This window comes from Schumannella sp. 10F1B-5-1 (genome assembly GCF_006517535.1).
Taxonomy (GTDB): Bacteria; Actinomycetota; Actinomycetes; order Actinomycetales; family Microbacteriaceae; genus Schumannella.
Map to the genome: position 1 here is coordinate 45,686 of NZ_VHQH01000002.1, position 18,813 is coordinate 64,498.

23 protein-coding genes and 1 tRNA gene are annotated in these 18,813 nt (G+C 70.9%); 5 read left to right on the plus strand and 19 right to left on the minus strand.

All coding sequences use genetic code 11. The features are described 5' to 3' along the window. Positions 1 to 68 precede the first annotated feature (68 nt). Genes FJ658_RS01820 through FJ658_RS01830 form a run of 3 tightly spaced genes read right to left on the minus strand, consistent with a single transcriptional unit; the run spans position 69 to position 3,005 of the window. Positions 69 to 698, minus strand: a complete 630-nt coding sequence (locus FJ658_RS01820; protein WP_141143682.1) for a hypothetical protein — start codon at positions 696 to 698, stop codon at positions 69 to 71. Between the two features lie 34 nt (positions 699 to 732). Continuing rightward, positions 733 to 1,389: a response regulator transcription factor gene (locus FJ658_RS01825; protein WP_141143683.1), complete on the minus strand. Its 657-nt coding sequence runs from the start codon at positions 1,387 to 1,389 to the stop codon at positions 733 to 735. Continuing rightward, a complete protein-coding gene (locus FJ658_RS01830; RefSeq protein ID WP_141143684.1) occupies positions 1,386 to 3,005 on the minus strand; it encodes a cell wall metabolism sensor histidine kinase WalK in 1,620 nt (539 codons plus the stop codon). Before FJ658_RS01830 ends, FJ658_RS01825 begins: the two co-directional genes overlap by 4 nt. 239 nt (positions 3,006 to 3,244) lie before the next feature. Here FJ658_RS01830 and FJ658_RS01835 point away from each other — a divergent pair, with 239 nt between their 5' ends. Beyond that, the gene (locus tag FJ658_RS01835; protein WP_141143685.1) at positions 3,245 to 3,460 is read left to right on the plus strand and encodes a hypothetical protein; all 216 of its coding nucleotides are present in this window, start codon (positions 3,245 to 3,247) and stop codon (positions 3,458 to 3,460) included. Positions 3,461 to 3,555: 95 nt separating this feature from the next. On the opposite strand, the gene FJ658_RS01840 is transcribed toward FJ658_RS01835, so the two are convergent. From FJ658_RS01840 to FJ658_RS01860, 5 genes are all read right to left on the minus strand, one after another. Beyond that, on the minus strand, positions 3,556 to 4,179 hold the full coding sequence (locus FJ658_RS01840; RefSeq protein WP_141143686.1) for a ScbR family autoregulator-binding transcription factor: 624 nt from the start codon (positions 4,177 to 4,179) through the stop codon (positions 3,556 to 3,558). A 62-nt stretch (positions 4,180 to 4,241) separates the two neighbouring features. Beyond that, positions 4,242 to 4,433 carry a hypothetical protein gene (locus FJ658_RS01845; protein WP_141143687.1) on the minus strand — a complete coding sequence of 64 codons (192 nt, stop codon included), beginning with the start codon at positions 4,431 to 4,433 and terminating at the stop codon, positions 4,242 to 4,244. Between the two features lie 64 nt (positions 4,434 to 4,497). Next, positions 4,498 to 5,247 (minus strand): signal peptidase I, encoded by a 750-nt coding sequence (gene lepB / locus FJ658_RS01850; RefSeq protein WP_141143688.1) that lies wholly within the window; start codon positions 5,245 to 5,247, stop codon positions 4,498 to 4,500. A gap of 125 nt (positions 5,248 to 5,372) precedes the next feature. Then, on the minus strand, positions 5,373 to 6,500 hold the full coding sequence (locus FJ658_RS01855; protein WP_141143689.1) for a DUF2510 domain-containing protein: 1,128 nt from the start codon (positions 6,498 to 6,500) through the stop codon (positions 5,373 to 5,375). A 23-nt stretch (positions 6,501 to 6,523) separates the two neighbouring features. After that, a complete protein-coding gene (locus tag FJ658_RS01860) occupies positions 6,524 to 7,591 on the minus strand; it encodes a helix-turn-helix transcriptional regulator (RefSeq protein ID WP_141143690.1) in 1,068 nt (355 codons plus the stop codon). A gap of 100 nt (positions 7,592 to 7,691) precedes the next feature. On the opposite strand from FJ658_RS01860, the gene FJ658_RS01865 reads away from it, so the two are divergent. Continuing rightward, complete coding sequence (locus FJ658_RS01865; RefSeq protein ID WP_141143691.1) at positions 7,692 to 8,576, plus strand: aldo/keto reductase; 885 nt, start codon at positions 7,692 to 7,694, stop codon at positions 8,574 to 8,576. A gap of 186 nt (positions 8,577 to 8,762) precedes the next feature. Here the strand turns inward: FJ658_RS01865 and FJ658_RS01870 are convergent, their stop codons facing one another. Next, positions 8,763 to 8,993, minus strand: a complete 231-nt coding sequence (locus FJ658_RS01870; protein ID WP_141143692.1) for a hypothetical protein — start codon at positions 8,991 to 8,993, stop codon at positions 8,763 to 8,765. A gap of 132 nt (positions 8,994 to 9,125) precedes the next feature. On the opposite strand from FJ658_RS01870, the gene FJ658_RS01875 reads away from it, so the two are divergent. Further along, a complete protein-coding gene (locus FJ658_RS01875; RefSeq protein ID WP_141143693.1) occupies positions 9,126 to 9,797 on the plus strand; it encodes a dihydrofolate reductase family protein in 672 nt (223 codons plus the stop codon). Positions 9,798 to 9,827: 30 nt separating this feature from the next. Here the strand turns inward: FJ658_RS01875 and FJ658_RS01880 are convergent, their stop codons facing one another. The 10 genes from FJ658_RS01880 to FJ658_RS01925 form a co-directional block, all read right to left on the minus strand. Beyond that, positions 9,828 to 11,057, minus strand: a complete 1,230-nt coding sequence (locus tag FJ658_RS01880; protein WP_141143694.1) for a DUF3500 domain-containing protein — start codon at positions 11,055 to 11,057, stop codon at positions 9,828 to 9,830. Between the two features lie 78 nt (positions 11,058 to 11,135). Next, the gene (locus FJ658_RS01885; RefSeq protein WP_141143695.1) at positions 11,136 to 11,849 is read right to left on the minus strand and encodes a hypothetical protein; all 714 of its coding nucleotides are present in this window, start codon (positions 11,847 to 11,849) and stop codon (positions 11,136 to 11,138) included. 112 nt (positions 11,850 to 11,961) lie between these two features. Further along, entirely contained in the window at positions 11,962 to 12,267 is a 306-nt protein-coding gene (locus FJ658_RS01890) for a hypothetical protein (RefSeq protein WP_141143696.1), read from the minus strand. 199 nt (positions 12,268 to 12,466) lie between these two features. Beyond that, the gene (locus FJ658_RS01895) at positions 12,467 to 12,982 is read right to left on the minus strand and encodes a hypothetical protein (protein ID WP_141143697.1); all 516 of its coding nucleotides are present in this window, start codon (positions 12,980 to 12,982) and stop codon (positions 12,467 to 12,469) included. Between the two features lie 91 nt (positions 12,983 to 13,073). Next, positions 13,074 to 13,583 (minus strand): RNA polymerase sigma factor, encoded by a 510-nt coding sequence (locus FJ658_RS01900; protein WP_141143698.1) that lies wholly within the window; start codon positions 13,581 to 13,583, stop codon positions 13,074 to 13,076. Continuing rightward, positions 13,580 to 14,308 (minus strand): hypothetical protein, encoded by a 729-nt coding sequence (locus tag FJ658_RS01905; protein ID WP_141143699.1) that lies wholly within the window; start codon positions 14,306 to 14,308, stop codon positions 13,580 to 13,582. Before FJ658_RS01905 ends, FJ658_RS01900 begins: the two co-directional genes overlap by 4 nt. 83 nt (positions 14,309 to 14,391) lie before the next feature. Further along, positions 14,392 to 14,871 (minus strand): RNA polymerase sigma factor, encoded by a 480-nt coding sequence (locus FJ658_RS01910; protein WP_141143981.1) that lies wholly within the window; start codon positions 14,869 to 14,871, stop codon positions 14,392 to 14,394. A 29-nt stretch (positions 14,872 to 14,900) separates the two neighbouring features. Beyond that, positions 14,901 to 15,491 carry a hypothetical protein gene (locus FJ658_RS01915; RefSeq protein WP_141143700.1) on the minus strand — a complete coding sequence of 197 codons (591 nt, stop codon included), beginning with the start codon at positions 15,489 to 15,491 and terminating at the stop codon, positions 14,901 to 14,903. 306 nt (positions 15,492 to 15,797) lie between these two features. Further along, positions 15,798 to 16,883 (minus strand): Fic family protein, encoded by a 1,086-nt coding sequence (locus FJ658_RS01920; RefSeq protein ID WP_255447506.1) that lies wholly within the window; start codon positions 16,881 to 16,883, stop codon positions 15,798 to 15,800. A gap of 328 nt (positions 16,884 to 17,211) precedes the next feature. Then, positions 17,212 to 17,295 (minus strand) — tRNA-Leu (locus FJ658_RS01925). 221 nt (positions 17,296 to 17,516) lie between these two features. Between FJ658_RS01925 and FJ658_RS01930 the strand changes: the two genes are divergently transcribed. Both FJ658_RS01930 and FJ658_RS01935 read left to right on the plus strand, forming a co-directional pair. Then, positions 17,517 to 18,206, plus strand: coding sequence for a DUF3662 and FHA domain-containing protein (locus tag FJ658_RS01930; RefSeq protein WP_141143702.1), 690 nt, complete (start codon positions 17,517 to 17,519; stop codon positions 18,204 to 18,206). Beyond that, entirely contained in the window at positions 18,203 to 18,811 is a 609-nt protein-coding gene (locus tag FJ658_RS01935; RefSeq protein ID WP_141143703.1) for an FHA domain-containing protein, read from the plus strand. Before FJ658_RS01930 ends, FJ658_RS01935 begins: the two co-directional genes overlap by 4 nt. The last annotated feature ends 2 nt before the right edge of the window (positions 18,812 to 18,813 follow it).

Genomic DNA, 18,813 nt, shown 5'->3' on the forward strand with positions numbered 1-18,813 from the left:
CGGAACCTCCGCATCCATTCGACACCGTCGGCGCGCCCGGCGCACGACTGTGACGCGACAGCGCGCAGTCAGTCGAGGCGCGTGAAGATCAGACGGGGCGCGCTGCCGTATCCGAACGCGACGTAGAGGGTGTCGGTGCCGTCATGGTCGTCGGCGACGAAGACAATCGTCGCGGGCTGGCTCTCCGAGGTGGCCGGATAATCGGCGTAGCGCGTGATCGCGTCGTCGACGCCGCTAGTGCCCGCACCAGCACCCACCCCGGTGATCGTCACGTCGGCGCTCGAGATCCGACGCTCGTCGTTGAGCTGGCGATCATGCACGACCCAGGTACCGGTCGCATCCACCGGCGGGTAGTCGCGATCGGCCCAGGTGACGTCCATGTCCTGATCGGCCACAGTGACGCGCGGGAATCCGGTCAAGACCGCCGTGCCGTCAGCCCGGAACTCGATGGTCGCGGCGTGGTCGCCCCGGCGATACTCCCAGCTGCCGACGAGGTAGTCGGGCGTGGCTTGTGTCGGCTCCCACTCCAGAGCGGCGAGATCGACACCCCAGTGGACGCGGGGAGCCGCAACGAATCCCGCCACCGCCGCGCCGACGATGAGCGCGCTCACCACGGCAACCGTGGCGACGCGAGCGCGAGGCCCGACTGCACGTATGCGACTCATGTTCACATCATCCACCCGTTCGACCCGCAGCAACCGCGCCGAACCAACGGCGCGGTCGAGTCCTGCCTCAGACGCCCATCCGGTAGCCCTCGCCGCGCACGGTCTCGATCACGCCGGGGCCGAGCTTGCGGCGCAGGTGGCGCACGTAGACGTCGATCACGTTCGAGCTGCGCGACGTCTCGACGCCCCAGATGTCGTGCAGCAGCTGCTCGCGGGTGACCGTGCGTCCCGGCCGGCGCATGAGGTAGTCGAGCAGCTCGAGCTCGCGGATCGGCAGCGTCTCCGACACGTCGGGCGTCGACACGGTGCGCGCCATCAGGTCGAGCGTCACGTCGCCGACGACGAGCACGGTCTGCACGGCGCGGGCCTTGCGCAGGTTCGCCTCGACGCGGGCGATCAGCTCGTCGAAGCGGAACGGCTTCGGGATGTAGTCGTCGGCGCCCAGCGACAGCCCGCGCACGATCTGCTGCGGCGCGTTGTCGGCGGTGACGAGCAGCACCGGCAGCGAGCGGTCGTGCCGACGGATGCGCTCCAGCACCGTGATGCCGTCGAGCTCGGGCAGGCCGACATCGAGCAGCACGAGCTGGTGCTTGCCGCCGAGCGCCCCGTCGAGCGCGGCCCGGCCCGTCTTGACCCGCTCGACGAGGAACCCGCCGCGGGTGAGGGCGCGCACGATCAGCGACGCGAGCCGGTCCTCGTCTTCGGCGACGAGGATCGAGGTCATGCGACCTTCCCGGAGTGGTCGTCAGCGGTCGCGTCGGTGGCATCCGGATGCGCGGCCTCGGCTTCCGGCACCGGATCCGCCGCAGCAGTCGCGGCCCGCTCGTCCTCCGCGGCGCGCTCCGCGCCGGTCACGCCGGTCTCGCCGGCCCCGCCGGTCTCACGGTCCGCGCCGGCCTCGCGCTCCGCCGCCTGCTCGGCCTCGCGTTCCGCATCCCGCTCGCGCGCCATCCGCTCCGCCACCCGGCGCTCCTCGTCGGCGCGCCGTGCCGCCTCGGGCAGGCGCGGCAGCACGATGCTGAAGGTGTTGCCCTCGGGCGACGACGTGACGTCGGCGCGTCCGCCGTGCCCGGCCGCGATCGCGCTGACGATCGCGAGGCCGAGCCCCGTGCCGTCGGCTCGGTCGGCGTCCTCGCCGCGCACGAAGCGGTCGAAGAGGCGTGCGCGCAGCTCCGCCGGGATCGGCCCGCCGTGGTCGCGCACGAACAGGCGCACCGCATCCCCCTCGCCGACGCTGCCGAGCTCGATCGGCGCGCCCGCCGCGGAGTACTTGTCGGCGTTCTCGGCCAGCTGCAGCCAGGCCTGGATGATGCGCGCGCGGTCGAGGCGCGCATCCCCGGTCGCCCGCTGCACGACGCTCCACTCGCGCTCGCCGAGCACGGATGCGCGGGCGAGCACGTCGTCGGTGAGCGCCGTGACGTCGGTCGGCGCGAAGTCGGGAACGCCCGTGCGCACCTCGGTCAGGTCGGCGAGGTCGTCGAGCAGCAGAACCATGCGGTCGATCTCCTCGATGCCGATGCGCCGCGCTTCGGCGACGGCGTCGGGGTCGGCCGGCTCGAGCAGCTCCAGCTCGCCGCGCACGATCGCGAGGGGCGTCTTCAGCTCGTGCCGAACGTCGTCGAGCAGCTGCCGCTGCTGCACCACCCCGGTCTGGATGCGGTCGAGCATCGTGTTGACGGTGACGGTCATCGCCGACAGCTCGTCGCGTCCGGTGACGGGGATGCGCTCATCCAGCGCGTCGGTCGAGATGCGGGCGGCGGTGGTGTTCAGCCGACGCAGCGGGCTGAGCAGACGACCCGAGATCAGCCAGCCGATCAGGCCGATCACGACCCACGACAGCGCGGCGATCGCGGCGTAGACCCGGAACGTCGCATCCAGCGGAGCGAGCCGGTCGCCGACGTCGATGCCGACGACCCAGACGCCCGCGTCGCCGCCGGCGCCGATCGAGATCGGGGCGGCGAGGTAGCGGTACGACTTGCCATCGGCGCTGAAGGAGGCGAGCTGCGGGTCGCCGGGCTCGGCGGCGCGGGCCGCGGCCGTCGCGAAGCCGCGGATCTTCTCGAGCTGCACCTCGTCGGACATGCCCGAGGTGTAGGCGACCTCGCCGTCGAGCAGCCCGAGCGTGCCGCCGTCCTCCGGCGGCACCGACACCGACATCAGGTGCTCGAGCGCGTCGCCGACCGTCGGGGAGCTGTCTTCGGCATCCACGACCTTGCGCGCCTCAGCGAGCTGGCCCTCGAGCCGCGAATCGATCTCCTGCATCACCGCCGTGCGCTGCAGCTCATACGAGACGATGCCCGCGACGCCCAGCCCGAAGGCCGCCGTCACGAGGATGCTCACGACGATGCGCGTGCGGACCGATCGGGTCGCACGCCGGATCCGTTCCCCCAGGTTCGGCATCACGTCAGTATCGAATCAGCCGCGGGCGGGATCGGCCCGGATTAAACATCTGTCATCCAGGCTCAGCGGGGGTCCAGGTTGGATGCGCGGTGCGCGTCAGCGGGCTGCGGCGCGAGTCGCGCATCCCTCGGGTCGCGGCGCGGGTCGCGCTTCCCGGCGTCGTGAGCGAGACTCGACACATGAGCGATACCCATGACCTGCCCCGCCTCACCTCGCTGCTCGTCCTGGGGTGGGTGATCGTCGCGGTGGGTCTGGTCGCGGGCGCCGGATTCCTGCTGGTGACGGGCAACGCCTCGGCGATGACGTGGATGCTCGCCCCGATCGCCTGCGGAATCATCGTGCTCGCCGTGCGCACTGCGGCGCGCGCCGTCGTGCGCTCTCTGCGCACGGCCTAGCGGTCCACCGCCGCGACGCGGGATCGAGATGCCCCGAACGTCACGCCGCCGCGGCGTGTCGAGTGCATCTGGGGAATCTCGGCGACCGCGGGCGCTCAGCCCTCGCGCACGAGCGCGGCGAGCGCGACGACCTCGTCGCGGCGCTCGGGCACGGCGAGTGCGCCGAGGGCGAGGCCGAGGGTCTCCTCGGTGCGCTCGAGCAGGTCGTCCCAGCCGGTCGACGCCTGCGACGCGACCTGGGTGCCCGTGAAGGCCGACCGCAGGAACCGCCCGGCCGCCGCCGCATCCAGATCGGGCCGCAGGTCGCCCGCGTCGATGCCCTGCCGCACCAGGAGCGCGCAGAGCTCGGCCCAGTCGCCGAAGGGGCGACCGGCGTGATCCGGAAAGAGGTCGGCCGACTCGGTCGTGAGCCGCAGCCCGGCTTGCACCACCGGGTCGGCGCGGATCTGCCGCGCCAGCGCGCCGGCCAGCAGCACCATCGCCCGCACTCCCCCGGCATCGGCGGGCAGCGAGATCGAGCGCTCGTGCTGCGCGCCGATCACGGCGACCGCCAGCGCGTGCTTCGACTCGAAGTGGAAGTAGAGCGATCCCTGGGTGACGCCGGCTTCGGCGATCACGTCGGCCAGGGTCGCCGACGGATAGCCGGCTCGCGCGAACACCGAGGCGGCGGCGAGCAGGATCGCCTCGCGGGTCGCGACGGCGCGCGCCTGCCTGGGCATGCCACCTCCGGATGCGATCGGCCCCGCGACGATGCGGAACCGGGATGGACGAACGGACCCGGTCAGTATCCCGCGCCGGCGCCGTGCACGACGCCGATCACCTCGGAGTGCGACGTCCCGGTCGGGGTGGTCTGCTTCGCCGGATCGTCATCGCGATCGACGATCGAGAGCAGCGCGGCGACCCCGCCGAGCACGAGGGCTGCGGCGACGTAGATCGCGCAGAGCAGCAGCGCGCGTCGTCGGGAATGGGGCACGGTCGATGCTAAACCGACTGCGTAATCGGTTTCGGCGAGATCGCCCCGAACTCACCCCCGCGCCTCACCCCTCACGTTCCGGCACGTCGGCGAACACCGCGGGATGGTCGTCGAGCCAGGCCCAGCGCCCGACCGGCCAGGTGATCACGACGGCCCGGCCCACGACATCCTCGAGCGGCACGAAGCCGCGCTCGGCGGTGTCGAGATGGAACCGCGAGTCCTGCGAGTCGTACCGGTTGTCGCCCTCGACCCACAGGGCGCCGTCGGGCACGGTCACGTCGAAGTCATCGCGCGACGCGCGCTGGTTGCCGGCGTAGTCGGCGTAGTCGGCCTCGTCGACCGGGACCCCGTTGATCGTCATCTGCCCGATGCCGTTGCAGCAGACGACGTGATCGCCAGGCAGGCCGATCACGCGCTTCACGAGATGCTCGCGGCTGTCGGGTGCGGTCAGGCCGATGACCCCGAGCGCCTGCTCGATCCAGCTGGGGTCGGTCGCCGGCGCGTCCCCTGAGGTCAGCCACCCGCCGGGATCGCGGAACACCACGATGTCGCCGTGGGCGAGCGGGGCGAGCCGCGGCTGCAGCTGGTTCACGAGGATGCGGTCGTCGACCTGCAGGGTCGGTGCCATCGACGGCGACGGGATGAAGAAGGAGCGCACGAGGAACGTCTTGACGAGCGCCGAGACGAGCACGGCCGCGAGCACGATCACGACGAGGTCGCGCAGGAAGCCCTTCCAGCCGGTCGGGCGCGCGGCGAGGCGACGCCGGCGCGACAGCCCGGATGCGCGCCCGGGATCGCTTGCCTCGCTCACCATGACCCCCCCCGAATGAAATCGAGGAAGCCTAACATTCACGATCGACGGGACGGCGCGCAGCAGGCGGCGGGCGGCGGGCAGCGGGCGCGACCAGCGTGACGGCGGTCGCGTCGGCGCCGCCGCGCTCAGGACGGCTGCGTCGCCTGGTAGCGCACGTCGCCGCTCTGCGAGATCTGGATCGTGACCGTGCTCGAGGTGCCGTCCGATCCCGACGCCGTGCAGGTGACGGTCGCCCCGTAGTCGAAGGCGTCTGACCCGCCGGGGCAGCTCAGCATCCAGTCGACGCCGCTCTGCTGCTTCATGTCGGCCTCGATGCTGTGCGTCACGTCGGCCGCCTGCTGGTCGACGACGGCGCCGGCCCACTGGCCCAGCAGCACGATCGCGAGCGTCACGGCGATGCCGGCGACCAGGCTGACGCCCGTCACCAGGGTGATCGGCCACGAGACGGCGCCCATGGCCTTCACGGCCTTGCCGCGCGCGTGCATGTAGAAGATCGGGCCGACCGGGATCGCCGCGAGCGGATTCGGGGCGTCGAACCCGCGGCTCTTCAGGATCTGGGCGTCGATCGCGGCCAGGATCACGAGCGGGATCGCATTGACGACGATCAGCACGACGCGCGGGATCTTCTCGACGTCGATGCCCGGGTCGATGCCCGCGACGCCGAGCGCGAAGAACAGCGCGAACACGATGAGCGGCGTCGTCAGCGGAGCGACGGCGAGCATCCACCCGGGCACGGTGTGCATCGAACCCGTCGAGTAGCGCGCGGTCGGGTCGAAGGCCGCCATCGCCGGGAGCGCCGTGGGCGCGGCGGGCGCGGGGCGGGCCGCCGGGTCGCGCGACCAGGGCGTCGCGGCGACGGTCGGCTCGGCCGGCGCCGCGGCGGCCGCAGCGACCGCAGCGGCGTACGGCGACGACGCGTACGACTGCGGCACGAACGCGCGATCCTCCAAGGGCTCGTTCGACGCGTAGGGCGAGGCGGGATGCGTCACCGCGAGCAGCGAGGAGAGCGGAGGCTGCGCAACGGCTGCGGCCGGCGGGGATGCGAACGCCGACGCCGGCGCGGGTGCGGTCGCCGAGGCCGCGGCGCGTGCGGGCGCCCCCGCCGCGGGACCGGTCGCCGCATCCACCGCACGCGTGCCCGCGCGATCGCGCGTCTGCTGGCTCCAGCCCACGCCGTTCCACCAGCGCAGACGCGCGGCGTCAGCCGGATCGGCGTACCACCCGGGCGACGGAGTGGTCGTGGTGTCGGTCATGTTCCCCCTGAGACCGGCCCAGCCTAGGAATCCTCGACAGGTGTCGCACGCCCCCGTTCGGGTCGGGATCCGTCATCCGTCGTCTCGGCGCTCGTCGCGCCGGCCGCACTCGTCGCGTCGCCCGCGCTCGCCCTCGCTGCGCTCTCCCGCGCAGCACTCTCGGTCGCCCACCAGCTGTCGAGCAGCTGCAGACGCTCGCGAGTCGGCTCGTCGACCGGGCTGTAGACGAAGATGTTGAGCCCGGGTGAGGCGGGCGCGGTGAGCGCCTCGTAGCTCAGCGTCAGGTCGCCGACGGCGCGGTGGTGCAGGCGCTTCGTGCCGGTGCGGTGCAGCTTCACGTCGTGCCGCGCCCAGCGCTTCGAGAACTCGGGGCTGCGCGTCGCGAGCTCGCCGATCAGCTGGGTCAGGCGGGCGTCGCCCGGGTTCGCGCCGGCATAGCCGCGCAGCACCGCGACGATGTCGTCGGCGCCCTTCTCCCAGTCGCGGTAGAACTCGCGCGCGGCCGGGTCGAGGAAGGTGAACAGCGCGTTGTTGCCCCGCGCGATCTCGCTCTGCATGAGGTCGCTGTAGAGGGCGCGGGCGAGGGGGTTCGCGCCGAGGATCTCGAAGCGGTGGTTGCGCACCCACGCGGCGACGCCCTGCATCGAGTCGAGCACCGCCTGCAGTCCGGGGGTGAGCGCCAGGGGCGCGCCGGCTCCGGATGCGGTGGGGCCGCGCATCCCGGAGCCCGCGATCCCGCCCCCGATGCCGGCCGTCCCGGCGCCGGCGCCCGCCCCGCGCCCGCCGCGCGCACCGCCGCCGCGCGCCGCGTCGTGCGCCGCCCGGGCGAGGTCGTAGAGGTGGGCCGTCTCGGCGTCGTCGAGCTGCAGGGCGCGGGCCAGCGCATCCACGACCTCGTCGGAGACCCCGGCGAGATTGCCGCGCTCGATGCGCACGTACCAGTGGACCGAGATGGAGGCGAGCACCGCGACTTCCTCGCGGCGCAGCCCGGGCACGCGGCGAGCGCCGCCCGCGCCGAGCCCCGCCTGCTCGGGCGTGATGCGGGCGCGGCGCGTGCGCAGGAAGTCGGAGATGTCGCCGCGCAGGTCCATGCCGCCACGGTACGCGCGGCCGCCGTCGCGAGGGAGGTACAGCCGGTACCCCGAGAGATCCGCCCTCCCGCGTGCGCTCGCGAGGGGGTCGAATGGGGGCATGCAGAACCTCACGCTCAACAACGGGGTCACGATGCCCGCCCTCGGACTCGGCGTCTTCCAGAGCCCGCCCGACGAGACCGCCGCCGCCGTCGAGACGGCGCTCGGCCTCGGCTACCGCCACATCGACACCGCCGCCGCTTACGCGAACGAGCGCCAGGTCGGCGAGGGGATGCGCGCCTCCGGTCTCGACCGCGACGACGTGTTCCTCGAGACGAAGGTGTGGGTCAGTGACTACGGAACCGACGAGACGCGCCACGCCTTCGAGAAGGCGACCCGCAAGCTCGGCGTCGACACCCTCGACCTGCTGATCCTGCACCAGCCCGCCCCCGCGCGCTGGGAGCGCACGCTCGCCGCCTACCGGGCCCTCGAGGGTCTGCTCGCCGACGGGCTCGTGCGCGCGATCGGCGTCAGCAACTTCATGCCGCAGCACCTCGCGCGCCTGCTGCCCGAGGTCGACGTCGTGCCCGCGGTCAACCAGATCGAGCTGCACCCCTACTTCCAGCAGACCGACGTGCAGAAGGCGGATACCGAGGCCGGCATCCTGACCCAGGCCTGGTCGCCGATCGGCGGCATCACCTTCTACCCGGGTCCGTGGGGCGAGCGCCGCAGCGTGCTGACCGACGAGACCCTCGCCGCCCTGGCGGCCTCGCACGGCAAGTCGCCCGCGCAGATCATGCTGCGCTGGGGCGTGCAGCAGGGCCGCTCCGTCATCCCCAAGTCGACCAACCCGACGCGCATCGCCGAGAACCTCGACGTGTTCGACTTCGAGCTGAGCGCCGACGAGCTGGCTCGCATCGACGCCCTCGACACGGGCGTGCGCAGCGGCCCCGACCCGGATGCGCCCCGCGACGACTTCTTCGACCGCGTGATCCCGGAGGAGTGAGGGGTCGCAGCGGCGTTCCGTCCCACCCCGCACTTGGGTGCGAGTGGCCACGAATGCACACGACACGCCGGCGCTCGCGTGCACTTGTGGCCACCCTCGCGTCGTTCCCGTCCCAGGGTGGCCACGAATGCCCACGAAACGCCGCGGCGAACGTGCACTTGTGGCCACCCTCGCCGAGGCACCGGGTCAGCCGCGAGGGGCGCGGGCGATCGCGAGCAGCGCGACGAGCCCGACGCCAGCGGCGATCCCCGCGGCGATCCACCACCACGGCGACACGATGATCGCGAGAACGACCGCACCGACTACCAGAAGCGCAGCGCCCGCCCCGAGCCGCATCCCGGAGTCGACACCGGCGATGAGGCGGTTGCCGCGGCGGCGGGCCTCTTCTGCTTCGGCGCGTTCACGGCGGTCAGGCATGCCCGGATTCCAGCACTTCCGCCCGTCGCAGCCACGGGATGCTCGGCCCCCACACATGGAGCGCACGGCGGGCGTCCGATGGCGCGCCGCGCATCCATGTGAACATCGTCCACATCGCGCTAGCCTGAGCCCATGCCGAAGCTGCGCGCCCACAACATCGCCATCTCGCTCGACGGGTTCGCCACCGGCGAGGATCGCACCTTCGAGGCCCCGTTCGGCCACGCTGGCGGGCGGCTGATGCAGTGGTTCTTCCCCACCCGCACCTTCGTGCGCGTCAGCGGACACGAGAGCGAGGCCGTCGGGTCGGGCGAGACCGGCGTCGACGACGACTTCGCCGCGCGGGCCTGGCAGGGCATCGGCGCCGAGATCATGGGACGCGGCAAGTTCGGCCCGCAGACCGGCCCGTGGGAGGACGAGGAGTGGCGCGGCTGGTGGGGCGACGAGCCGCCGTTCCACTCCCCCGTCGTCGTGCTGACGCACCACCCGCGGCCCGACATCGAGGTCGGCGAGACGACGTTCCTGTTCCGGGATGCGCAGCCACAGGCCGCGCTCGACCTCGCGTTCGAGCTGGCCCAGGGCCATGACGTGCGGCTCGGCGGCGGTCCCACGATGATCCGCGAGTTCCTCGAGGCCGACCTGGTCGACGAGCTGCACGTGGTGGTCGTGCCGATCATCCTGGGGCGCGGCGTGCGGCTCTGGGACGGGCAGGAGGGCCTCGAGCAGCGCTTCGACGTCGCCACCACCGCGTCGCCGTCGGGCGTGGTGCACCTCGTCTTCACGCGCAAGACGGACCGCTCCGCCTAGGCGGAGCGGCCCGCATCCACTCGTCGCTGGTCAGTTGCCCGGGCCTCCCGACGAGCCGCCGGGGCCGCCCATCCCGGATGCCGCCTGCTGGGTGACGCTGCCCGCGTAGTCGTTCGTCGGGTCGCGGTAGATGGTGTGCACGTGGCCCCAGCCCGAGGTCGAGACGCCGTCGACATCGGCCCCGGCGGAGCCCTGCTGCGCCTGGAAGGCGACGTAGACGTTCGGACCGGAGATCGAGAAGCTGATCCCGTTCCCGGTGCTCATGTCGTAGACGGTGGCGCCCGACCAGGCGATCACGGTGTCGTCGAGCGTGGCCTCGATCTTCGCCAGCGCGGCCGCATTGGTCTGCTCGTCGGCCATCCCGGCCCAGTTGGCGATCAGATCGAGCAGCAGCTGCTTCTGCTCGTCGGTGAGGTCGGCACCGGTCAGCCCGTCGCCGGAGGTGAAGTCGCAGGTGTCGCCGGGGGCGCACATCGTGACATCACCGGAGGTGAGGGTCGCCTGCTGCGCATCCGTCAAGCTGTCGAAGAACGCGAAGGCGTCGGTGTAGATGCCGTCGAACGGCTGCACCTCGTCGCCGTCAGCGTCGGTGTAGACGGCCGGCTGCACGCCGAGGTGCGTGGGCGCGAAGGTGATGGTGTCGGCGCTGGGATCGAGGGTCGCGTTGATGCCGAGGTGGTGGCCGCCGAACTGCACCTCGAAGGCGCTGTCGCCAGTCGGGTCGCCAAAGAAGGCGATGTAGTACTGCCCGAGCGAATCCTCGGTGCTGCTGCTGTTCTCGAGCAGGTACTCGTCGCCGCCCATGATCCCGGAGACGGTGGCGTAGGCCTCGTCGCTGAGCAGCGACTCGAGCACGGCCAGCGCGGCGGTCTTCTGCTCGTCGGTGAGATCGGCGAGATTCAGGCCGGCGCGCTGCACGAAGGTGACCGGGAAGTTCGACCACGAGGTCGTCTTGGTCTCGTCGTCGTAGTCGTAGAGCACCGCCTCCTTCTGCTCATCGCTGAGGGTGGCGAGGAAGGCCTGGGCTGCCGCGGAGGTCGCGGTGATGGTTCCGTCGGTCGTCGTCGCGTCGGATGCGGTGCTCGCCGTCGTCTCGGTGGTCGACGAGCTCGCCGAGCCGGTGGATGCCGTGCCGGCGGTGGTCGCGGCGCATCCACTCAGCGCGAGCGAGCCGGCGAGCAGAAGGGCGGTGATCCACGGGGCGCGCCGGCCGATCGACGCTCGCAGCGTGCGGGTCTGGGTGGTCTCGTGAGGTCTCATGCGCAGGAAGTTAGGGGGCTGCGCTATGTCGCGGTCATGCCTTGCCTATGCAGTTCCCCTGCGGGATCGGCTGAACGCTCATCCCGGCGGCGGATCGCCCGTCTGCATGACGGGCACCCGTCCGGCTCGCGCTTCGACCGCGCTCGCGTCGTCGATGCGGATCCACGCGGTCGCGGCCCCGCCGGAGTCGACGAAAGCCCACTGCACGATGACCGCGTCGCCGTCACTGCGCACGCGATAGGCGCCATCGTGGAACGGGGCGTAGAGATCGTCGGCACCGAGGTAGCCGACGAGCTCGAGGGTGTCGCCGTGACGTTCATACAGCCGTCGGTCCGGGGCGTTCTCGTAGGCGACGAGGTCTCGGCCGCCGGTGTCGCCCTCCAGCGTCGTGTATCCGCCGTCCCCCGAGAACGCGATGGCGAAGAATCCCAGCGGCGCGGCGCAGCATAGATAGAACGCCAGCAGCACGACCATGCCGATCGTCGGGATGTCCCAGCCCCGCCGCCCGAACGCGACCGCCGCCGACAGCAGCAGTGCGGCGACGCACCCGAGCACGACGACGAACGCGATCGCGACGACGCGCGGTGCGGTCACCCCGTCTCCCGTGCGGAACTGCGTCGGCGCGGTGACGGTGAGGAACGGCGTGACCCCGTACCGCTCCGCGACGGCACCCCACACGATCGCCGCCGCGACCCCGACAGCGACCGAGATGACCGGCAGCACGATCCAGCCGCGGAATCGGCGACGACGAGACCCGCGCTCGGCAGTCTCTTCCTCGACGCTCTCGTTCATGGCGGCATCCTGGCCCGCGCGACCTGAGAATCCATCGACCCCGGATGAGAGCCGGCCGCATGACCGCACGGGGCCCGAACTCACCGAGGCGAGCTCGGGCGCGCGAGCTGATCTAGCGCGGGTCGTGCCCGCTTGCGCGCGACACCATGCGCACGGCGCCGAACACGACGACGCCGGCGAGGCTCGCGACGGTGAGCGAGCATCCCAGCATCAGCAGCTCGAGCGTGTGCCAGTCGCCGTAGCCGGGGTGGAACGACGACGCGATCGCCGCCACCACGAAGCACCAGACGCCGAGCACGAGCGTCGACACGAGTGCGGCGGTGACGATCCGCGTCGAGAGGGCCATCGGGGTGCGGGCGCTGCTGCGCGCATCGACACGGGTGCTGCGGATGTTGGCGGTGCTGCTGCGGTCGGACATGAGTCTCCTCGCGACGATCGGCGACTTCTTCTCGACTCTGCGTCATACGCGGCGAGAAGGCAACGGTCCGTGACGACGAGCGTGCGCCGGGGTGCGCGCGGCTGCCACCGCCGGGCAGCGGATCTTCGAGCGCGACCGCGTCACCGCGGAGGTCGTCGCCGGCTGAGGCCGTGCGGCTCAGCGCAGCCGATGACGCCGTTCAGCGCAACGGCGCGACTTCGGATGCGGCATCGGGCTGGGCGAGCATGCGCCCGATCGCGCACTTCCAGTCATCCCACCGGGCGGGATCCGACTGCATGATGTCGAGGAAGCAACCCAGATCCCAGTCGTCGTCCCACCCCTCCGAATCGCCATAGATCTCGATGAGGCAGAGGGCGGCCGCGAACGCACCCACGACGGTCAGAGCATCGGGCAGCTCAGATGCGCTCACCAGTTCTGGCCCATGCACGAGCGGTCCTCCACGCCCATTCACAAACGGATCATTCTCGGTGATCGCACCGGGTTCGGCCAGGGCGCGTGTCAGCGCCTCCTGCCATCGCGTCCACCGCTCCTCGCTCGACCTCATCCACTCGCGCATTCGGCGGATCACCGGCGAGTGCCAGTCCTCTACATCTCCGTAGATCTCGACCATGAACAGGGCTGCGGTGAACCCCTGCTCGCTCGTCAGCGTCGCCGGCAGGTCGGCGTCGGGCATCGCGTCTTCGATCTGCGCCACGTCGACTCCCTCATGACTTCAACTCGACTCTCGAGCGAAGCCTGGCGCATCGACAACGCCTTTCAAAGTCGTGACGCGCTGCAGCAGTGCTTCAGACCGACGCGCGCAGGGTCTCGCGCAGCCGCGCCCGCGCTCGGGAGTACCGCGCTCGTGCGGCCTCGGGCTTGAGACCCAGTACGGCGCCGGCTTCGGCGACTCCGAATCCCTCCCACGCGACGAGCAGCACGAGCTCGCGATCATCGGCGCGCAGCGCGTCGAGAGCTCGCCGCAGGTCGAGGTCGGGGTGCGCGTCGACGACTTCCTCGGCCAGGCGCTCGCGCAGGTGCTCGGCCGCCGCATCCCGCCGCAGCCGCCCGCGGCGCGCATTGGCGAGGACCTTGCGAGCGACGCCGTAGGCCCACGCCCGTGCCGGATCCTCGCCCGAGGGAAGGTGCCGTCGGCGCCGCCAGATCACGACCAGCGTCTCGGAGACCGCGTCCGCGGCGTCCTCGGAGTCATCGAGGCGACGCACGAAGTAGCGCAGCAGCTCGGGGATGAGCTGCTCGGCGAGCGCGTCGACGGCGACGGGCCCGATGCCCGCCTCGGTCTCGACGCCGCTCATCCCTCGTACCCCTGCTCGCCGAGCCAGTCGCCGTAGGAGGTCGTGAATCCGCGGGAGGCCGGGCACGCCCACAGCTGCGCTGCGAACCGGATGCCCTCGGCGTCGCCCGACTGGGCCGCTCCGGCGACGAGCGCGTTGATCTTTCCCGCGTCGCCGGCGTTCAGGTTCGGCCAGGCTGTCGACGCGACAATCACCTGGGTCGCCGCATCCCGCCGCTGCGTGTCGTGCTTCTTCTCAGCAGCGAGCCAGTCACCGACCCAGCCGCAGTATCCGGCGATCTCGTACTGCATCACGAAGCCGCTCTCGGTGGTGAGACCCGGGGCGCGGTTGAGGTCGGCCTCCGACGAGACCTGCTGGATGATCGCGTCGCGCGTCGTGCCCGGTGGGACCGGCACGTAGTCCGGATAGAGCGAGGCCGCGTACTCGTCGACGTCGGGCGCGTTCAGGTCGATGACCTCGCTGCCCTCGCCGCACTCACCTCCGGAGCAGGTCTGCCCGGTCTGGGCGAGGAACTGACGGATCGCATCCGCCGCCGCCGGTGCCGTGACCCCGCCGAGCAGCAGCGCGAGCGCCGCGATCCCGCCGCCCCAGGCGAGTCGGCGACGCCGCGCCCGGCCACGCCTCCGCACGGAAGCCGCCGCGACCCCCGTCACGAGGCCATCGGACGGGTCGATCTCCCGGCGCGTTCTGGTGAGCCGCGCGTCGAGCTCGTCATCGTCGATCATGGCGTCCCCCTCTCACCATGTTCCTGTCCGGATGCGCGCGAAACGTGACACGACCGATCGCGCGACTTCGCGTCGAGCGACGATCAGCGGTCCACGTCGACCGACAGCCGCGCGCGCAGCGCCGCTTTCGCCGCGGCATAGCGGGAGCGGCCCGTCGACGGCGAGACGCCGAGCACCGATGACGCTTCCGCGATCGTGAAGCCCTCCCAGTGCACGAGACGGATCAGCTCCGCCGTGTCGGGCGTCAAGCTCGCGATCGCCGCCCGCACGTCGAGTGCCTCCGCGGTTGCCGGCTCCTCGACCGCGCGTGCGACGGTTGCCCTCAGCTTCTCGGCGAGCCGTGCCGAACGTCGAGTCGCGCGTCGGTGATTCGACAGCACGTTCGCGGCCACACCGAACAGCCAGAGGATGCGCTCCTCCCGCACTGTCGGGAGTGATCGCACTCGCCGCCACGCCACCACGAGGGTCTCGGCGACCAGATCGGCCGCGTCCTCGCGCGACTCGACACGGCGCAGGAAGTACGCCAGCAAGCGCGGAGCGGACTCCTCGGTCAGGCGCGTCAATTCAGACGAGAGCTCGCGCGAATCGCCCCTCACGATGCCTCGCAGTCGCCGTAGACCGTGTTCATGCTGACGCCGGGCAATCCCGAGCCCTGCACATGCCGGTCGAGTTTGGCGAACACCGCTCGAACCCACGCGTCCATCTCCGGCGGCGGCGCGGTCGACGGCCGAGCGCCCTGCCGCGCCAAGTCGAGCTCATCGGCGCTCGGCGTCACCGCGTCCAGGTCGAGATCTCGCAGGTACCGAGCACCCTCCTCCTGCGCGGCCTCCGCTTCAGCATTCGTGTGACCTGCGCCGTAATCGGCGGCCACCTTGAACGCGACCGAGCATCGCTCTCGACTTCCGTCGGCGGTCACCACCTCGTGAACTTCCTCGCGATCGGGACCCTCGACCCACTGATAGCTGTCGAACAGCCCGCCGACCGCCGCCCACGCGGTCGCCCCACCACCGAGCACCAGCGCAGCGCTCAGCCCGCCGGCGATCAGCGAGCGCCGATGCCGGAAACGGAACCGGCGCTGCCGCGCTGCGACCGCTCGCGCCAGGTCCACCGCCGCCGCGTCCGCCTCGTCCGCCCCGACCCGAGGGGCCGAGCGAGACAGAAGCTCATCCAGTCGATCGCCCATCGCCCACCTGCTTTCCTTCTCACCCGGTACTTGTCCGGATGCGAGGCCAGTGTCCGACTCCGACCTAGATTCCGCGGCTGGCCATCCACCGGTAGAGGAAGAACGACCCCAGACGAGCCGCGAAGACGCCTGACATGACCGCGCCGACCACGACCAGCAGCGGCGGCAGGGCTCGCCGAAGCGGTCCGTACCTGCCTTGGTAGGGCCCGTCGGGCCTGCGTCCATCCCCGTTCGTGGGTTTCATCACCGTCTGATCTGACTCGATGAGGTCGCTGCTGCCGCTGGACTGGTGTCGACTTCACAGGCTCACTGGTCGTCGCGCACGGCCGTCTCGATGCGGCCGGTGAGGTCGTCGAGTTCGGCGGTCACCTCGGTTGCAGCCCAGACACGGTTCCGTTTGCGTCCCGTGAGCTCGGTGAGCACGTCGGATTCGACCAGCAGATCAAGTGCGGGAAAGACCCGGGATTCGTGCGCCGATGTCATGGTCGACGCCGTATCGCCAGTCAGGACCGGGCGCTCCAGGAGTCCGTCGATGATGTCGTGCGCGACGGAGCCACTGCGCTGTCGGACCCTGTCGCGCCACGCATCCGGGAGCTCGGCGAACCTGGCGGCCGTCGCACGCGCTTCGATCGCGGCCAGTTCTGCACCGCGCGCAAGGGCCGCGACGAAGGGAGCGACGTCGCCGGCTCTGTAGGCGTTGACGTGCGCGAAGTAGCGATCCCGATCAGCGACCATCGCAGTCGCAACAGGAACGACTGTCTGCCGAGTCACGCCTCGGCGCCGAAGGATCGCGTGGATGATCGCACGCCCGATGCGCCCGTTGCCGTCGGTGAACGGGTGGATGGATTCGAACTGAGCGTGAGCGATAGCGGCCTGCACGAAGACCGGGATGTCGTCGCGGTTGACGTAGGCGATCAGGTCGTCGAGGTATCCCTTCACGAGTTCGTGCGGGGGTGGTACGTGGATCGCGTTCCGCGGAGAGAAGTCGCTCCCGCCGATCCAGTTCTGCTCTTCTCTGATCCGCCCGGCCCAGTCGCCGTCGAGAGGATCGCTCATCATGAGCGTGTGATGGGCAGAGAGAACTGCGGCGAGCTCGATGCGCCCTGTTCTGCCAGCCTCGTCGACGAGTTCGGTGAGCGCGTCGGTGGCCGCCACCATGGACACGGCACTCGGGTTGGACTTGATACCACCCAGAGCCTTCGCGAAGTCGGCCACTCCTGCGACGACGCGCTCGATCTTCGATGACGAGACCGATTCCGTCGCGATGAGGAACCTGCCGAGGGCCCCGAGGTGCTCACCGCCGGCACCTTCGGTATAGGCGATCTCCTGGATGGCGCGCTCACTAGCGCCGACGAGGTCCAGAGGAGGGCGATAGTCGAGGTCGGCGATCATCGGCGGAATCGATGTGATGACTTCCGTTAGCATCCGGTCTTCGCGCGAGCCGCCGCGTTGCTTCTGGCTCCACGGCCTGGATTCGGAACGGTGAGGTGGCCATTCCGGGCTGCTCACCATGCCACCTCCAGAAACGCGACTACTGAAACAATTATTACTGTTTGATGCCACAAATGCGAGTAAAGACGACGATGGTCGCGTGGGGGCCCGGGCATTCAGCCATGCTCGGCGAGCTGAAACACACCCTGCAAATGAAAAGAGGCCCGGAAAACCGGGCCTCTCGAGAAGAATCAGAACATCGGGCCGTAAAACCCGACTTCCATTCGCGTGCGCGAGGGGGGACTTGAACCCCCACGCCCCGGAGGGCACTGGCACCTGAAGCCAGCGCGTCTGCCAATTCCGCCACTCGCGCGCGATGGCCGCGTCACCGCGACCAACCGTGCGAGATTATCACAGCGCGACGGGCCCTCCGAACCCGGCGGAGGACCGCATCCACTCGCCGAGCGCAGCGCCAAGCACCACCCGAGGACCCGCCGAGCACTCCCCCGCTCAGCGTCCGCGCGGCGCGTTCCCGGGTCTCACAAGCCTCACGACTAACATCGTGCTGTCCGAGTCGGCCGAACAGGAGCTCCGTTGGGGATTCTCGACAACTTCGAGAAGGGTCTCGAGCGCGTCGTCAACGGCGCGTTCGCGAAGACCTTCAAGAGCGGTCTCCAGCCTCTCGAGGTCACCGCGGCGCTGCGCCGCGAGCTCGACACGAAGGCCGCCGTGGTCTCGCGCGACCGCATCCTGGTGCCGAACCGCTTCACGGTGCGCCTCGCGCCCGGCGACCACCAGCGCATGACGAGCCTCGGGGATGCGCTGGTCGACGAGTTCACGCAGCTGGTGCAGCAGCACGCCACCGCGCAGCATTACAGCTTCGCCGGCGGCATCTCGATCGAGCTGCTGCGCGACGACAAGCTCAGCGAGGGCGTCGTGCGCATCGACTCGGGCAGTGTGCAGGGCACGGTGCGCTGGGTTCCGGTGCTCGACGTGAACGGCAAGCGCTATCCCCTGAAGAAGTCGCGCACGATCCTGGGCCGCGGCAGCGAGGCCGACGTGCCGGTGGATGACGCGGGCGCCTCGCGCAAGCACGTCGAGATCCTCTGGGACGGCACGCGCGGACAGATCAACGACCTCGGCTCGACCAACGGCACGAAGCTGAACGGCTCGCCGCTGAAGCAGGCGGTGCTGGCGCCCGACTCGGTCATCGACATCGGTCGCACCCGCATCGTGTTCCGCGTTCTCGCGCAGGCCGACGAGCGGTCGGGGGGCCGACGATGAGCGACCTCGTCCTTCTGATCCTGCGTCTCGGGTTCCTGCTGCTGCTGTGGGTGTTCGTGTTCGCGATCGTCTACGCGCTGCGCTCCGACCTGTTCGGGCAGCGCCCGCGCAAGAAGGATGCGGCGAGCGCGGCCGGCGGAACGTTCCCCTCCGGTGCGTCGTCGCCGATGAGCGCCGCGCCCAGCGCGAGCGCCGCAAGCGCCGGCTCGAGTGCCGGAGTCGCCGGCATGGCCGCCGCCGCGGCCGCCGTGCCCACCGCATCCCCCAGCCTGCCGACCGAGGCCGTGACGCCCGGCGGGCGCCCCGGCGCTGACACGGCCCGCCGCCTGGTCATCACCTCGGGCCCGCGCGAGGGAACCGAGCTCGACCTGCCCGGCGAGCAGCTGGCGATCGGCCGCTCGAGCGAGTCGGGCCTCGTGATCCGCGACGACTACACCTCGACCCACCACGCGCGGCTGATGCTGTGGAACGACCAGTGGGTGGTGCAAGACCTAGACTCGACGAATGGCACGTTCCTCGACGGGCAGCGCGTGACGCTCCCGACGCCCGTGCCGCTCGGCACCCCGGTCACGATCGGGCAGACGACCTTCGAGCTCCGGCGGTAGGC

What these genes read in the sequence shown, in the direction of transcription:
- FJ658_RS01825 (WP_141143683.1), bottom strand. Translation starts at nt 1,389, where the DNA reads ATGACCTCGATCCTCGTCGCCGAAGACGAGGACCGGCTCGCGTCGCTG.
- FJ658_RS01835 (WP_141143685.1), top strand. Translation starts at nt 3,245, where the DNA reads ATGAGCGATACCCATGACCTGCCCCGCCTCACCTCGCTGCTCGTCCTG.
- FJ658_RS01840 (WP_141143686.1), bottom strand. Translation starts at nt 4,179, where the DNA reads ATGCCCAGGCAGGCGCGCGCCGTCGCGACCCGCGAGGCGATCCTGCTC.
- lepB (WP_141143688.1), bottom strand. Translation starts at nt 5,247, where the DNA reads ATGGTGAGCGAGGCAAGCGATCCCGGGCGCGCATCCGGGCTGTCGCGC.
- FJ658_RS01855 (WP_141143689.1), bottom strand. Translation starts at nt 6,500, where the DNA reads ATGACCGACACCACGACCACTCCGTCGCCCGGGTGGTACGCCGATCCG.
- FJ658_RS01860 (WP_141143690.1), bottom strand. Translation starts at nt 7,591, where the DNA reads ATGGACCTGCGCGGCGACATCTCCGACTTCCTGCGCACGCGCCGCGCC.
- FJ658_RS01865 (WP_141143691.1), top strand. Translation starts at nt 7,692, where the DNA reads ATGCAGAACCTCACGCTCAACAACGGGGTCACGATGCCCGCCCTCGGA.
- FJ658_RS01870 (WP_141143692.1), bottom strand. Translation starts at nt 8,993, where the DNA reads ATGCCTGACCGCCGTGAACGCGCCGAAGCAGAAGAGGCCCGCCGCCGC.
- FJ658_RS01875 (WP_141143693.1), top strand. Translation starts at nt 9,126, where the DNA reads ATGCCGAAGCTGCGCGCCCACAACATCGCCATCTCGCTCGACGGGTTC.
- FJ658_RS01880 (WP_141143694.1), bottom strand. Translation starts at nt 11,057, where the DNA reads ATGAGACCTCACGAGACCACCCAGACCCGCACGCTGCGAGCGTCGATC.
- FJ658_RS01885 (WP_141143695.1), bottom strand. Translation starts at nt 11,849, where the DNA reads ATGAACGAGAGCGTCGAGGAAGAGACTGCCGAGCGCGGGTCTCGTCGT.
- FJ658_RS01890 (WP_141143696.1), bottom strand. Translation starts at nt 12,267, where the DNA reads ATGTCCGACCGCAGCAGCACCGCCAACATCCGCAGCACCCGTGTCGAT.
- FJ658_RS01900 (WP_141143698.1), bottom strand. Translation starts at nt 13,583, where the DNA reads ATGAGCGGCGTCGAGACCGAGGCGGGCATCGGGCCCGTCGCCGTCGAC.
- FJ658_RS01905 (WP_141143699.1), bottom strand. Translation starts at nt 14,308, where the DNA reads ATGATCGACGATGACGAGCTCGACGCGCGGCTCACCAGAACGCGCCGG.
- FJ658_RS01915 (WP_141143700.1), bottom strand. Translation starts at nt 15,491, where the DNA reads ATGGGCGATCGACTGGATGAGCTTCTGTCTCGCTCGGCCCCTCGGGTC.
- FJ658_RS01920 (WP_255447506.1), bottom strand. Translation starts at nt 16,883, where the DNA reads ATGATCGCCGACCTCGACTATCGCCCTCCTCTGGACCTCGTCGGCGCT.
- FJ658_RS01935 (WP_141143703.1), top strand. Translation starts at nt 18,203, where the DNA reads ATGAGCGACCTCGTCCTTCTGATCCTGCGTCTCGGGTTCCTGCTGCTG.